The 15,242-nt window shown below is 52.9% G+C and carries 13 protein-coding genes; 4 read left to right on the top strand and 9 right to left on the bottom strand.

From position 1 onward, the window contains the following. The first annotated feature begins 91 nt into the window (after positions 1 to 91). Positions 92 to 1,024 (top strand): cation diffusion facilitator family transporter, encoded by a 933-nt coding sequence (locus tag BUB16_RS07420; RefSeq protein WP_170864316.1) that lies wholly within the window; start codon positions 92 to 94, stop codon positions 1,022 to 1,024. Here BUB16_RS07420 and BUB16_RS07425 read toward each other — a convergent pair. Continuing rightward, positions 1,017 to 2,027: a sugar phosphate nucleotidyltransferase gene (locus BUB16_RS07425; protein ID WP_073061607.1), complete on the bottom strand. Its 1,011-nt coding sequence runs from the start codon at positions 2,025 to 2,027 to the stop codon at positions 1,017 to 1,019. The genes BUB16_RS07420 and BUB16_RS07425 overlap by 8 nt on opposite strands. A 120-nt stretch (positions 2,028 to 2,147) precedes the next feature. On the opposite strand from BUB16_RS07425, the gene BUB16_RS07430 reads away from it, so the two are divergent. Continuing rightward, positions 2,148 to 3,821 carry a UDP-N-acetylmuramoyl-tripeptide--D-alanyl-D-alanine ligase gene (locus tag BUB16_RS07430; protein WP_073061610.1) on the top strand — a complete coding sequence of 558 codons (1,674 nt, stop codon included), beginning with the start codon at positions 2,148 to 2,150 and terminating at the stop codon, positions 3,819 to 3,821. Positions 3,822 to 3,944: 123 nt separating this feature from the next. Here the strand turns inward: BUB16_RS07430 and BUB16_RS07435 are convergent, their stop codons facing one another. From BUB16_RS07435 to rpmH, 6 genes are all read right to left on the bottom strand, one after another. Further along, entirely contained in the window at positions 3,945 to 5,276 is a 1,332-nt protein-coding gene (locus tag BUB16_RS07435) for an aminopeptidase P family protein (RefSeq protein ID WP_073061613.1), read from the bottom strand. 220 nt (positions 5,277 to 5,496) lie between these two features. After that, positions 5,497 to 6,414: a type I restriction enzyme HsdR N-terminal domain-containing protein gene (locus BUB16_RS07440; protein WP_073061615.1), complete on the bottom strand. Its 918-nt coding sequence runs from the start codon at positions 6,412 to 6,414 to the stop codon at positions 5,497 to 5,499. 227 nt (positions 6,415 to 6,641) lie between these two features. Next, a complete protein-coding gene (gene yidC, locus BUB16_RS07445) occupies positions 6,642 to 8,453 on the bottom strand; it encodes a membrane protein insertase YidC (protein ID WP_073061618.1) in 1,812 nt (603 codons plus the stop codon). 14 nt (positions 8,454 to 8,467) lie between these two features. Further along, positions 8,468 to 8,701, bottom strand: coding sequence for a membrane protein insertion efficiency factor YidD (yidD, locus tag BUB16_RS07450; protein ID WP_073061621.1), 234 nt, complete (start codon positions 8,699 to 8,701; stop codon positions 8,468 to 8,470). After that, positions 8,698 to 9,132 (bottom strand): ribonuclease P protein component, encoded by a 435-nt coding sequence (locus BUB16_RS07455; protein WP_073061624.1) that lies wholly within the window; start codon positions 9,130 to 9,132, stop codon positions 8,698 to 8,700. Before BUB16_RS07455 ends, yidD begins: the two co-directional genes overlap by 4 nt. Then, positions 9,113 to 9,268 carry a 50S ribosomal protein L34 gene (gene rpmH / locus BUB16_RS07460; protein WP_073061627.1) on the bottom strand — a complete coding sequence of 52 codons (156 nt, stop codon included), beginning with the start codon at positions 9,266 to 9,268 and terminating at the stop codon, positions 9,113 to 9,115. The genes BUB16_RS07455 and rpmH overlap by 20 nt, the downstream gene beginning before the upstream one ends. 251 nt (positions 9,269 to 9,519) lie before the next feature. Here rpmH and secA point away from each other — a divergent pair, with 251 nt between their 5' ends. Both secA and ppgK read left to right on the top strand, forming a co-directional pair. Further along, positions 9,520 to 12,915, top strand: a complete 3,396-nt coding sequence (secA, locus tag BUB16_RS07465) for a preprotein translocase subunit SecA (protein ID WP_073061630.1) — start codon at positions 9,520 to 9,522, stop codon at positions 12,913 to 12,915. A gap of 6 nt (positions 12,916 to 12,921) precedes the next feature. Next, positions 12,922 to 13,686, top strand: a complete 765-nt coding sequence (gene ppgK / locus BUB16_RS07470; protein WP_073061633.1) for a polyphosphate--glucose phosphotransferase — start codon at positions 12,922 to 12,924, stop codon at positions 13,684 to 13,686. Between the two features lie 46 nt (positions 13,687 to 13,732). Here ppgK and BUB16_RS07475 read toward each other — a convergent pair whose 3' ends face one another. After that, positions 13,733 to 14,356 carry a class I SAM-dependent methyltransferase gene (locus BUB16_RS07475; protein ID WP_170864317.1) on the bottom strand — a complete coding sequence of 208 codons (624 nt, stop codon included), beginning with the start codon at positions 14,354 to 14,356 and terminating at the stop codon, positions 13,733 to 13,735. Positions 14,357 to 14,524: 168 nt separating this feature from the next. Continuing rightward, positions 14,525 to 15,196 (bottom strand): FAD-binding oxidoreductase, encoded by a 672-nt coding sequence (locus BUB16_RS07480; RefSeq protein WP_073061638.1) that lies wholly within the window; start codon positions 15,194 to 15,196, stop codon positions 14,525 to 14,527. Between the last annotated feature and the right edge of the window lie 46 nt (positions 15,197 to 15,242).

Raw genomic sequence — 15,242 nt, forward strand, 5'->3', positions numbered from 1 at the left:
TCCGCTTGCTTTCAGGAATTCTTTGAGGGATCTTTTAGCCCCGATTTATAGTGAGAAATACGGGACAGTAGAATGACATAACCTGTTTAATGTGAAATCATCCCCCGCAAAAACCGCGTTGCGCATCAGCCTGGTGGTATCCGCCGTGTCACTGGGACTCAAGCTCAGTGGTTTTTGGATCACCGGTTCCACCACGGCCATGTCGGATGCCGCCGAGTCGGTCATTCACCTGCTGGCCGTTTCGTTCGTATATTACGGGCTGCTGCTCAGCACCAAACCAGCCGACGAGAAACATCTGTACGGACATGAACGGGTGGAGTTTCTCTCCGTCGGCATCGAGGGCGCAGTCATCATCCTGGCGGGCATCACCATCATCTATCAGTCGATCGACAACTACCTGTACGGACATGATCTGACGGAACTGATGAGCGGTGTCTACCTCATTGGCGGTGCGGGCCTCATTAACTTAGTCCTCGGCAGCTACCTGGTTAAAACAGGCCGCCGTGAAAACAACATGATTGTCGTCAGCAACGGCAAACACACCCTGACTGACGTGTGGACCAGCGCCGGTGCGGTGGCGACGCTGCTGATCATCCGGTTCACCGATTTCATCCTGCTCGACTCGATTGTGGCGGGACTGCTGTCCTTCTATATCATGTACGAGGGATTCAAGCTCCTCCGGTATTCCGTAGACGGACTGATGGATTCGCGCAACCCCTGGATAGACCAAAGGGTCCGCAACATGCTCTCAAAAGAGCTGCCCGGCTCTATGCAGAGCGTCCATAATTTGCGTCACCGCACCACGGGTAATACTACCTGGGTTGAGCTCCATGCCGTTTTTAAAAAGGATATCAACCTCGAGGCCGCACACAACGACGCCACCCTCCTCGAAAAAAGGCTGATTAACGCCGTCAAGGGAGATGTGATTGTCACCATCCACCTCGAGCCCGAGGGACACCACGAGGAGGTCCACGATACCCTGAAAGACGCCGATCAGGATCGACCACTCGAAGATTTTATTTAACTTCAACACCAACCTTGGAGTGATCGCCGAGGTGTACTTCCTGGGTAACGTCCCGGAGTTCCGCATGCCGGCCGATCGTCGAATCTTCAATATTGCAATCCCTCAGGGAGGCCTCCTCCTGGATCAGGCTGTTCTTGACCGTGCATTTTTTTAGCTTGCTGCCGCGGGCGATACTGGCCCTGGGACCGATAATGCAATTTTCGAGCTTTACATCCTCCCCGATATAGACCGGGGGGATAATCTTGGTATCCACGAACCGATCCTGGTCCACCTCCTCGTATTCCTTGTCGACAATGACGCCGGAGGTCTCCAGCCAGGCCGGCAGAGTTCCGCAATCGAGCCATTCATCTACCGTAGCCTTTTTAAAGACATTGTCCTTCTTCAGCAGGCGATCGAGGGCGTCGGTCAGCTGAAACTCGCCCCCGTGTCCCCGTACATTGTTCTCCAGCAGGTATTCGATCTCCCTCTTCAGCTTTCCGGCCTCTTTGAAATAATAGACGCCGATAATGGCGAGGTCGGAGATCGGCTCGCTGGGCTTTTCCACAAAGTCCGTAATCTTGCCATCCTCTTCAACCGCCACTCCAAAACGAGAGGGATCCTCCACCTCTTTCAGCCAGATTACACTGTCGGCCTCTTCAATGGAAACCGACCCCTCCATGTCAAAAATGGTATCCGCAAACACGATGATGCATTCCCCGTTCAGATCTTCTTTCGCACAATACACTGCGTGGGCCGTACCTTCAGCCGTTTCCTGCACGCGGAACGTGGCCTTCGCGTTCTGACGGTCGCTCATTGCCTGCAGCGCATCCTTGATTTCCCGGCCGAAATCGGGGCCCAGGATAAATACTATTTCATCGATGGTACGGTCCAGGGTGCGTGCAAACGTCTCTACGATGCGTTCAACGATCATTTTGCCCGCTACCGGCAACAATGGTTTGGGAACGGTGTGCGAGTGTGGCCGGACTCTTGTGCCCCGGCCTGCCATTGGGATTATTAATTTCATATATTTGAACGAATTTAGATGAAAGTTTATCGTATTTGTTTATCGGCAATAATATAACAGAAGTTCCATACTTTAGCGACTTTGCATCTGAGCTAATCCTCACAAATTAACAGGACACTATTGAACTGGTATTTAAACATTATTAACGGGCTGATCCTTTTATTCGTGATCGTCATGGTCCGTCATACGATACTCCGGGGACGCTACTTTCTGCACATCTTCCAACAAAGCGGATACAAGCCCGGTGAATTCTGGCAGTGGCTTATGCAGCACTGGAACCAGCGGGTCATCACCCCCGAGCACGTGCTCTACAATGTTGTCATCGCCATCCTGCTATTCTTTCTGTCGACCACCATTACGGGCAGCGCGGCCATTATTATCCTGACCCTCTTCGGGATATCCTGGTTCGGACCCTTTGACTACTACCGGGGAGAAAAGCCCAAAAAGCCGCTGGTGTTCACCCCCCGGATGATTCGCCTTACCATCCCTTTTGTCCTCTTTGCGTCCATCCTGCCGGTACTGACGTCCTACATCGCTTTTACCGGCCAAATCCCCTTTGTCCGGGCACAACTCAATACGGATATTCTGTACTCGGCGGATATCTATATTCTGTCGTTCGGATGGGTACTGGGAAACGCCCTCGTCCCTTTCTTTATCTTTATAGCCGCCCTGATTACCAAGCCGGTTGAAACCTATGTACACCGACATTTCATCAGGCTGGCCAAACAAAAGCTGGAGCGCATGCCCGATTTGACCGTTATTGCTATTACCGGCAGTTACGGAAAGACCAGCACCAAGTTCATGGTTCGCGACCTGCTCGGCGAACGCTTTTCGGTCTGCGCTACGCCCGGCAGCTACAACACCCCGATGGGGATCTGCAAGGTGATCAACAACGATCTGGAGGCTTATCACCAGATTTTAGTGCTCGAAATGGGCGCCCGCTACGAAGGCAACATCGATGAACTGTGCGACATTGCCGAGCCGGATATTGCCGTCATCACCAATGTCGGCATTGCCCACCTGGAAACATTCGGCTCCCGGGAGGCCATCGCACGGACCAAGTCCACCTTGGTGAGGCGCACCCGGCCCGGGGGGACGGCCGTCCTTAATGCCGATGACGAACGGGTTGCTTCCATGGCGGATCTCCGCGACGACCTCGATATCATCTACGTGGGACTGCACAACGGGGAGATCCGGGCTTCCCATATTCAGTATGACCAGGAGGGCATGCGTTTTATCGCCGCGGCCGGGGACGAATCCGAAACTTTTACCACCAGGCTGCTGGGCGCTCACAACGTCCGGAACATGTTGCTGGCAATCGGCGTGGCGCGGTCTTTCGGTATGCGCCTGACCACGATGGCGATGGCCGCCGCCCGCATGGAGCCGGTAGAGCACCGGCTGGAGCTGAAGCAGCAGGGCGGGCTTACGATCATCGACGATGCCTTTAATTCCAACCCCGCGGGCGCCAAAAATGCCGTCGATATTCTTTCCCGCTTTGACAGCGGCAGGCGCATCATCATCACCCCGGGCATGATTGAGCTGGGTGATATCCAGGAGGAAAAAAACCGGTCCTTCGGCCGGCAGATAGGGGAGGCGGAGCTGGAATTGGTCATTCTCGTGGGTAAAAAGCAAACCGAACCCATCCGGGAAGGCATCCGTTCCACCGGCTTTGATATCGAAAACGTCCGGACGGTTCAAAGTCTCTCCGAAGCCAATCGCCTGATGCAGGAGTTCGCTCAGCCGGGGGACGTCGTGCTCTATGAAAACGACCTGCCCGACAGTTTTGATGAGTAATATATCCGAATATTACACGACATAATCCGGTGAGTGCCCATTCAAAAGCCTCTACCACTTTTGATTCCCAAAGCGGTGCAAAAACGCACGGCTGAAAAATTTGTCATTGTTTGTAGGCGGCTATTATCCCATTATCTGCTCTATCTCAGCTCGCTCCTTGGGGACATCCGTCAGGTTCTCGTGGCCGTCGTCGGTAATGATAAGGTTATCCTCGATGCGCACGCCTCCGAAGTCCATCAGTTCCTGCAGCCTGGAGGCATTCAGGAATTGAGAAATAGTATCGTCTTCAAGGGCGGGCTTCAGCAAGGCCGGCACAAAATAAAGTCCCGGTTCGATCGTCAGCACCATACCCGGCTGCAGCGTACGGCGCATGCGCAGGTATTTTATCCCCGGGCGCTCGATGCGTTCCACCCCCTGCGGATACCCTCCCACATCATGGGTATCGAGTCCCAGGAAATGTCCCAGTCCATGGGGAAAAAACAGCGCAAAGACATCCTTTTTCATCAGGTCATCAAGAGTACCCGAAACGATACCGGCGTCCCTGAGCCCCTGCATCATCACGCGCGCCGCCAGGACATGCAGATCTTCCATTTTAACATCGGGCTTCGCAGCCTCAATCACCTGCTTCTGGGCGTCAAGCACCGCCTCGTACACGGTCGACTGGATGGAAGTAAACGACCCGCTGGCGGGATAGGTGCGCGTGAAATCGGAAGCGTATCCATTGCACTCAAATCCGGCATCGATCAGAAACAGGTCCCCGTCCTCAATCCTGTAGTTGTTTTCCACGTAATGCAGGATGGCGCTATTCTGGCCTCCCGCAAAAATGCCGTTATAAGCATCCTGCATTAAGCCGTTACGGATCTGGTGATAGTCAAAAACGGCCTTCAGCTCGTATTCGAACTTGCCGGGCTCCAGCGCCTCCAGGACAGCACGGTGAGCAATATTATTAACGCGTGCCGCCTCCCGCAGCTGCTCCAGCTCCCAGTCCGTCTTGAAGACGCGGCAGTGCGTGATGGCTTCCGGAAGCGCATCCAGGTCGATGGGCGTCTTGCGGTCAAACTCTTCGATAAACTCAGCCTGGACCTCATCTACGCAGTAAATTATACCTGGATCCAGCTCTTTGAGCACCTGCGGCAGTTTGCCCTCGTAGTGCAGGTGATCGGGCTGGTACTGCGCCCGGTATTGCTCCCTGCTTTTAACCCGCCCGTGCCAGACGGCGTACTGCGCATCGCGTTTTGGGGCAAACAGGTGATACTCCTGCTTTTCCAAGTCCAGGATCAGATGAAAATCAGGTTCATTTACTCCAGTCAGGTACCAGAAGTTGGACTCCTGCCGAAAGGGAAACTCATAATCCGTCTCATATCGGTACATGAGCTCGGCCCCCTTCATATAGATGATGGCGTTATCTTCTTCATCAAACAGGGAAAACAATTTGTCGCGGTGTAGATGATGCATAATTATTAATCTGATCTATTTACCATAAAATTTATGAAACCGGGTCCGGAAGTTACGAGAAAAATGGCATTCGCAAAACTATACAGCCATTGTTCTATTATCACGTGAACCCGGGATGCCAAAAAATTTACCCAGGCGCCACAGGCACCTACCCTTATCCCCGGCGGACACCTGAAACAGCCGGCATCTTCTTGCTTTGATTTCTTATGGCAAAGAAGGGTTACGCAGCGTACTCCCCAAAAACAGTTTTCACCTGTTTTATCAGAGATGCGCTGCCCGGGGCGGGGGACCGGTCGAGGAATCCGGCCGCATCGATCAGTTCGACCCCGGCCTCCGAATACATGGTACTGTTTTTGGCCTTCCCGTCAAAAAGCAGATCGAGGTTAACCTCCAGCACCGCCCTGTTTTGGTTGTCCTCATTGAGGATCGCTACGAGGCGGCTGCCGCCGTAGGCGGTGGTCAGGGTCGACAGGGCCAGCCGGCGCCGGCCGGACAGCGGGTGAACGACATAGTAGTGGTTGAGGTTGAGATCGGTCAGCTCCTGGTTAAACGTTAAAAACCGAATGTCGGAGGTCCCCGGAGAATGCCACAGGCCGGGAAGCAAGGCGGAGAGCCATTTTCGCAGCTCGGGCGAGGCCTCTGATCCCGCAAATCCCCGCCGGTGCCATCCCTCAAAATGGTAGGTGGGCTGTTCGACCGATGGGCCGATCGGTTCAGGCCGTTTTTCCAGCATATCCACCCGGCTGTCCCTTACGGCATACCAGAAATCAGCTCTGCCGTTAGACATCAACAGGTAGGGGGCGCCGACATTTTGATTGTAGCGGGCCACCTGTTCAGCCGCTTTACGGGATATGGGGACATGCTCGGCTTTACACTCGATCAGGATTCGGGGCTCGAATTCCCGGTTATAACAGATGATGTCCGTTCGCATCCGGCTGTCGGCCAGTGTACCGATCGCTTCTTCGGTGGAGATCCGGTGTTTCGACCAACCGACGGAAAGTAAAAATTCAATGATGCGCAGGCGTACCCGCTCCTCCGGGCGGTTCTTCAGCGGCTTGCGGTGGATGGGATTCCAGAGCATCTTTTGGTCTTCCCTCCAGACGACCTGCGGATATATGTACGCGGCAACACTTTCCATAGGAGGTAAATATAGGAATGATTTGCCTTAACGTTGGAGCTTTTACCGGTAAGGATCCTTAAAAAATTACCTTTTTCTTTCCACAGAGGTAGTATAAAAACTCCTCTTGCTGTATATTCCGAAAGAACACCCGTTGTTACCGGCGAAGCCGGAATTTCACTTCTCTTCCCAAAGGAAGGCAATAAGGAGTACCTCCAGCATATTTTTAAGCAGGCAATATGGTTACCCTATGCATTCGCCGCCTCTTTTTCCTGATCCATCTGGCGGTAAATAAGCAGCTGCTGGACAATAGAAACAACATTATAGATGAGATAATAGAGACTGAGTCCCGCCGCAAAGTTGTTAAAGATAAACAGCAGCATAAAAGGAAACACATACTGCAGGGCCTGCATATTGGGTCCCCCCGCCGCACCGCCGCCGCCACCGGGACCCATGCCGCCGGTTAGCTTGCTCTGCACGAACATCGCTCCCGTCATCAGCAGTACAAAGCCCGCCACCTGATCGCCTAAAAAGGGAATACTGAAGGGGAGGCTCAGGATATAATCCGGGGCCGAAAGATCGCTTGCCCACAGGAACTCCTGCTGGCGGATCAGGATGGAATTCTGGAAAAAGCGCCAGAGTGTAATCAGGATAGGCAGCTGCAGAAGGTTGGGCAGACAGCCTCCCAGGGGATTGACCCCCGACTCCTTATACAGTTTCATCGTGGCCTTTTGCTGTTTCTCTGGATCGTCAGCGTATTTCTCCTTGATCTCCTTCATCTCCGGCTGCAGCTCCTTCATGGCGGCCATGCTCCGGTAGCTTTTCTTTGTCAGCGGATACAGTACCATCTTAATCAGGACCGCAAAGAGAATAATCGCCAGCCCCACATTCATATAATCTTCCACAAAGCCAAAATAGGGAATGATCATGTATTTTACGAGCGGATCGGAAAGCCAGCGCAGCCAGGAATACCCCACATCCACCATATCATAGGCTTCTTCGTGGTACCTTCGTAAATCCTTATAGGCCATCGGCCCCACATACATCTGGTAGGAAACGGTATTTTCCTGCGAAATATCGGTCGTAATAAAGGACTGGTAATGATGTTCCGTTGTGGACAGATCTGTGGCCCCCGTTTGCTGTCCCACCAGCAGTGCTCCCTGCGTGGAGTTATCCGTCTTTATAATCTGGGAAAAGAATTTTGTGCGCGTAGCCACCCAGCCGATCGATCCGTTATAATTGCGTTCATTTTGGCCGGCTTCGCTAAGTTTCAGCTGTTCCATTTCACCGCCTGTGAATACATAAGCCGAGGCATAGGTGGCCTCCGTACTGGCGTACTTCTCCGTAAATCGCAGCTGCGGCTTCCAGCCAAAATCGACCGTCCCCCCGACGATCGTCTGTTCAAGTCCCTCAAAACGGATATCCAGATCAATTTCATAGGTATCACCGCTCAGCGTATAGGTATACACCAGACGCTGCGAATCACTGATATTCAGTGCATACTGGAGCTGCGTCGTTTCGCCTTCTTCCAGGATCACATTTTCATCCTGCGAGAGCGGTTCAAAAACCAGCTGGTCCGTTTCCACATTATAGTTCTCGGTAGTCAGGAATCCCAGCGAGTAGGCCGACTGTGTGGTATCCTGAATCATGCGCACCGGCTGGTGATTCCAGGTCTCATGCTGCTTCAACATCACCTGCGACGGTCCGGCACCCACATTCGTAAAAGTAGCTTTGTAGTACGGCGTTTCGACTATGGTCTCAGACGTATCGGCTTTGCTGGCTGCCGAAAACATGCCCATCTCCCGGATCTCATCCTCTTCCTGGCCCCCTACAGACGGCATACCGGTATCCGAACCGGACTGTTCTTCCCCTGCAGTTGTAGTGTCTCCCGCCGGCTGCTGCACCTGCTGGCTGTCTTCCTGAACAGCGGTTATACTATCCTGCCGGGCCTGTTCCGCCTGGCGTTCGCGAAGTTCCTGTTCGGTAGGCATGGTAAAATAGGCCCATGCAACCATCACTATTAAGATAAGTATTAGTCCGGTTACGGTATTACGATCCAAGAGAAATCCTCAGTCTAAAATTTCGTTTCTGTTTTTGATTCGGGTACGGGGTCGTATCCTCCATCACCCCAGGGATGACAGCGGCTAATGCGTTTGACGGTGAGCCATAGTCCCTTGATCGCCCCGTGCCGCCGGAATGCTTCCATGCTGTAGGCGCTGCAAGTAGGATGATAACGGCAACTGTCGGGCATCCACGGAGAGATAACCAGCCGGTATGCGCGAATAAGTCCTATAAAGAGATACTTCATGAATGATCGGGCGAGGTGGTAGGTAGTTGATCTCGAACTTGTGCGAGCAACGAGGTTACATCGTGCTCAACTTCTGCAAAGGAGGCATCTACGGTATGGGCCATAAATGCACCGTGAAGCGTTCGCTGGATCCGCTGCAATGGATCAGTCAGTATGTGTTGATGAAGCCGATAGGCTTCTCTGAGAAGCCGTTTCATATGATTTCTTTTATGGGCATCGCCCAGGCTTTTTTTAACAATAAATCCCAAGAGACAGCCGGAAGAGGGATCATCCGTAAGATGATAGCGCAACCCCACATGTTTCTTGCGGAGTATCCGCACATCTCCTTCAAAGAGACGTTGAAAATTCTTCCGGCCCCTCAGGATCTTTCCTCTGGGTAAACTAAAATCACCGTTTGAGGCCGAAGACTGATTACTTCGGTCCTTTGTCATCACTTACGGTCAAACGATGGCGTCCTTTTTTTCGACGCTTTTTTAAAACTTTTTTCCCGTTTTTACTGCTGTTACGCTTACGGAATCCATGCTTGTTTTTTCGCTTGCGTTTACTTGGTTGATACGTGCGTTTCATTGGTAAATCGGTTAATGAAAACTTCAATTCGTAGAGAGTCCCATAATTTAAAAATAAATTTAGACAATAAGAACCATAATTTATGGGTTACATTTATATGAATGTGAAGGCAACAAACGATAAAAAAGCAGCTTAAACCATATTTTTCGGTAATAAATGCGGGGTAAAGCCCTAATTAATTTGAACAGGCTCTGTGTAAGCCGTAACTTTAATAATTCACATAAATTACCGCGGATAAGACCAACTCTTATATGTTCGACAAAATAGGCGATATCTTAACCAGTATTTTCGGAACCAAAAGCGAACGTGACCTGAAGAAGATCTGGCCCATCGTTGACGAAATCAACGAGCACTACGAAAAAATGGAGGAGCTCACTGATGAAGAGCTCAAACAAAAAACAGAATCATTCCGCCGGCAGATAGATGAGGCCACCCGGGAGGTTACCGAAGAAATTGACGCCGTTAAAAAAATTCTGAACAGCAATGAAGAACTCTCGGTCGAACGCCGCCGGGAGCTGAGCGAAGAGCTGGACAGCCTTGAGCAGGAACATACCGATACGATCGAAGAGGTGCTGGATGAAATCCTGCCCGAGGCTTTTGCCGTGATGAAAGACACCTGCCGCCGTTTTCTCGGCAAGACATGGAAGGTCGGCGGCAGCATGAATGAATGGGGCATGGTTCCCTATGACGTTCAGCTGGCGGGCGCCATCGCAATGCACCAGGGCAAGATTGCTGAAATGAAAACGGGGGAAGGTAAAACGCTGGCCGCCATTATGCCGGCTTATCTGAATGCTCTCAGCGGACGCGGGGTGCATATTGTGACGGTGAACAACTACCTGGCAAAGCGGGATGCGGAGTGGAACGAGCCCCTGTTCAATTTCCACGGGCTCGAAGTCGATTGTGTGGACCTGTACCAGCCGAACTCCGAACAGCGGCGCAAGGCGTACCGCGCCGACATCACCTATGGCACTAATAATGAGTTCGGCTTCGATTACCTGCGCGACAATATGGTAAGCAACGCCGAACAGCTGGTGCAGCGCGACCATAACTTCGCCATCATTGACGAGATCGACTCCATTCTCATTGATGAAGCCCGTACCCCGCTCATTATCTCCGGTCCCGTACCCGAGGACAACAAGTCGCAAAAATATGAAGAGCTTAAACCGCGCGTCGAGTCGCTCGTAAGCGCACAGAAAAAGCTGGTGGCATCCTTCGTCAAAGAGGCACAGGAGGAACTGGACCAGGGAAATGAAGAACAAGCTGGACTCGCGCTCTATCGTGCGCAGCGGGGGTTCCCGAAGAACAAGAAGTTCCGCAAGATGATGCAGATACCGGCCAACCAGAAGCTGGTTCAGCAGACCGAAGCGTTCTATCTGCAGGATAACGCCCGGCGTCTGCCCGAAGTGGATAAAGAGCTCTACTACTCGGTGGATATGAAGATGAATAACATCGAGATGACCGAAAAGGGACAGGAGTTCATCACGCGGGCCGATGAAGATGAGGATTTCTTCATCATTCCCGACCTGGGGACCGAAACCTCTCAAATTGAGAACGAGATCGAAGAGCTCCGGGAAGAGAAGATCGGCAAGATACGAGACAACGAGGAGTTCAGTGATGAGTACAAGGAGAAAAAGATTAAAGAAGCAAGGCAGGAGGTGGAACAGGAGCGCGAACGCCGCTTTAGCGAGCTGCACCGCCTGTTTGCCGAACGCAGCGACCGCATTCATACTGTCAACCAGCTGCTGAAAGCCTATACCCTGTTTCAGCGCGAAGAAGAATATATTGTACAGGAAGGCAAAGTCCAGATTGTCGATGAGCACACGGGGCGTGTGATGTCGGGCCGCCGCTATTCCGACGGGCTTCACCAGGCGCTGGAGGCCAAGGAAAATGTGAGCGTGGAGGCGGCCACTCAAACCTATGCCACCATCACGCTGCAAAACTACTTCCGGATGTACAACAAACTCGCGGGTATGACCGGTACCGCCGCTACCGAAGAGGGCGAGTTCAATGAAATTTACGACCTCGACGTGATTATCATTCCCACCAACGAGCCGGTCATCCGGGAGGACAAAGAGGACCTGGTGTTCCGTACCAAGCGGGAGAAGTATAACGCTACAATCGAAACGATCCGCGAATACCACGAAAAAGGGCAGCCGGTACTCGTAGGGACCACCAGTGTGGATGTCTCCGAGACCATCAGCCGGATGCTCAAGCGCGAGAGCATTCCCCACAATGTATTGAATGCCAAGCATCACGCCGAAGAGAGCGATATCGTTGCGGCAGCCGGACAGCCCGGGGCCGTTACGGTGGCTACCAACATGGCGGGACGCGGTACGGATATTAAGCTGGCCCCCGGCGTCAAGGAGAAAGGCGGGCTGGCTATCCTGGGGACCGAGCGGCACGATTCCCGCCGTATTGACCTGCAGCTGCGGGGACGGGCGGGACGTCAGGGGGACCCGGGCGAATCGCAGTTCTATGTCTCTCTTGAAGATGACCTGATGCAGCTGTTCGGCTCCGATCGCGTAGCCAAAGTCATGGACCGCCTCAACTTCGAGGAAGGCGAAGTCATTACCCACTCCTGGATTACCAAGTCCCTGGAGCGGGCCCAGTCCAAGGTAGAGCAGAACAACTTCAGCATCCGTAAAAAGCAGCTGGAGTACGATGATGTGCTCAACAACCAGCGGGAGGTTATTTATGCACGCCGCAAGCATGCGCTGTCGGGCGATGAACTGCGCAGCGACATCTATGACATGCTCGAAGACCTGGTGGAGAGCGTGGTTGAAGAACACTACCCCAATGGAGAGCTGGATGAAATCCGGGATACCATTTTACGTTTTCTGGCCGTCGATATCGAGTTGGAGCGCGATGAAATGGGAAAAATGGGTCCCGATATGCTCATCGACCATATCATCGAACGCGCCTACGAAGTCTATCGGCAGAAGGAGGAGATGATTTCGAAGCCGCTTCACGAGGTCATTAAAAATATCGACGCTTCCGACGCCGAAAACAAACCCACCAAGGTACAGGTGATCTTCACCGACGGCATCCGCCGGATGCGGGTGGTTGTGGATGTGGAAAGAGCCCTGGAGAACGAGGGGCGGGAGGTAGCCCGGGCACTCGAGCGAACCGCCATCCTCTCGATTATTGACGACAAGTGGATGGATCACCTCCGCGAGCTGGATGCCGTCAAGGAAGGGATCGGCCTCCGGGCGTTCGGACAGAAAGACCCGCTGCTGGAATACAAGCGCGAGGCGTTCGAGATGTTCAAGCAGCTGCTGGATGAAATTAACCAGGAGGCTATCTCGCTTATCTGGAAGGCCATTCCCGAGATGCAGGCTGACCAGCAGCGCATGCAGCAGGCGCCCGAAAAACGTGCCAAAGTCAACATGGACAAGGCCAAAACAGAGCATTCCGATGCTACAAATATGGGCTTCAAGACCGGCGGGCGGCAAAGTCAAAATGGGGGACCTCAACAACAGCAGAAGCGAAGCGACAAGAAGCCCGAACCGGTCACCGTTGAGGAGGAACCCGGGCGTAATGACTACGTCAAAATCCAAAATATGAGCAGCGGGGAAGTCATCGATATCAAGTGGAAAAAAGCCAAGCGCATGATTGATGAGGACAGCTGGGTGCTCATCGAGAAATAGGAGCTGATGAAAGTATTAGGGATTGATATTGGCAGCCACGGCCTCAGGGGATGTATTGTGGATACCGCCGAAGGCACTATCCTGTCGGACCGTGTCAGTACGCCCCCGCTGGAGGAGACCACGCCGCATAAAATACTGGCCCGCATACACCAGGTGGTCAACAAAGAGTTCCGGTGGAAGGGACCGGTCGGCTGTGCCTTTCCCGCCCCCGTCAACCGCGGGATCGTGTTGTCATCCAGAGGGATTCACGAGTCCTGGGTCGATGCCAATGCAGAGCAGCTTTTTTCCGAAATCACGGATAATCCCGTTTCTGTTGTCAATGATACCGATGCCACGGGACTTGCGGAGGTGCATTTCGGGGCCGGCCGGCACCAGGAGGGCCTGACCATCATACTTACGGTTGGTACCGGCATCGGTTCCTCGCTTTTCATGAATGGTCAGATGATTCCCAACACGGAACTGGGACGGATGGAAATCGACGGGATGACCGTCGAGCAGCGCGTCTCCAACCAGGTTCGCAGGGAGGAGGGGATTTCCAAAGAAAGCTGGGCCAACCGACTGCAGCCGGTTCTTGAACATTTTGAAAAGATCTTTCATCCCGATCTTTTTATTCTCGGGGGACAGCTGAGCCGGAGGTCAAAAAAAGTTTTCCCATTTATAAAGATTATGACCCCTTTCAAAGCGGCCGCCCTTCTGAATGACGCCGGCATCGTCGGTGCGGCCATGACAGCAGCCCGCGCCCGTCAGCCCGAAAAAGAAAGACGGGGGTAGACCGTGCCGGGGACGGCCTGAATCTGTCAGCAATCTTGTAGAGGGGTCAGCTGTCATCGGGCTTTCTCACCACTACGTAAACGTCTCTGCCCGAACGCTGTTCTGAGCTAATGACCGTAAATCCCGCCTGCCGCAGCTCCCCGGCAACCGTTTCGGCCGTCACGCCATGGTGATCACCGGTGGCCCGGCCCTCCGGATCACCGCTTTCCCCGCCCCTCGGCGCAAAGTCTATCACCGCCAGTCGTCCCCCGGGCTTCAGCGCCTGCCACATGCTTTCGTTCATGGCGGCAGGATCCTTGAAATGATGATAGACCCGGCGCAGAAACAGGGCATTACAACACCCCTCCGGCAGGTTCGTCCGCGTCGGATGTCCCTCTAAAACCGTCACATTCGATACCGGTGCCGAATCCACCACCTCCCGGAGATACTCCACCGAATCCGCTCCCAGTTCCGTGCTGTAAACGCGTCCCTCGGAACCGACATGCTCGGCCAGGGCCAGGCTAATGCTGCCGTCGCCCGCGCCGATATCGGCCACAACCGACCCTTCGGAAAGTTTCAACACGTCAATCAGCCAGCTGACGTCCTCTTTCTCCTGCCCGCAGGCCATTGTCGTCCCCATTATGAGAATAAGAGCCGCAAAAAACCACGTCCGCATTATTGTCTTTTTCATAAGATACTCCATGTCGGGTTGATGTTCTGTGATATACCATACGAAGACTTTTACAAAACGGTTTTTCTTGCCAAACTTATTGTGACTGGGATTTTAAAATCCCTCTGGTCTTGATCTTAACCAAAAATCTTTGTTTTGCAATGCCTTCTATGCGCCATCCCGTTTTCCTCACTCCTCAAAAACAAGGGCGTCCGGATCGGCGCCCAGCTCTCGGAGGTACTCTATTATCGCATCATTAAAAGCCATCGGTCCACAGACATAAAAAGGCTGATCAACATCATCGATCTGCTCTTCCAGGAACTCCTTGTCGATAAATCCGTCCAGGAATATATGCCGGTCCGTGGGCTCATCGGTTATAACATTGATGAAGTCGTCGCCGAGCATCGCCTCGAACTCCTCTTCCAGGATAATATCCTTGTCCGTCTTGTTGGAGAAAATAAGCTTGTTGCCCTCAATATCCTCCTCGCGGGCCAGCCGGCGCAAAATAGCAATAAACGGCGTTACCCCCGCCCCGCCGGCCAGGAAGACGCCGGGACCTTTATACTGGATCGTCCCCCACGGCTCCCTGATGATCAGCTGATCCCCGACATTCAGGGTATCCAGCTCATTTGTCACTCCTTCATGGTCGTCATATATCTTAATGGTAAACTCCAGGTCGGGCTCCCCGTTGAGACTCGTAAACGTAAAGGGTCGTTTTTCATCCCGCCATTCCGGCTTGTCGATCGATACCTCCGTCGCCTGTCCCGGTATAAATTCAAAGCCGTCGGGCTTGTCGACCTTAAATTGTTTGACGTCATGCGTAATTTGCCGGATATCGCGAATCGTTACCTTGTAGCTCATAATACGTTCTCAATAATTTTATGGATGATCATTCATTAATATGATA

This window comes from Fodinibius roseus (genome assembly GCF_900129315.1).
Classification (GTDB): domain Bacteria; phylum Bacteroidota; class Rhodothermia; order Balneolales; family Balneolaceae; genus Fodinibius; species Fodinibius roseus.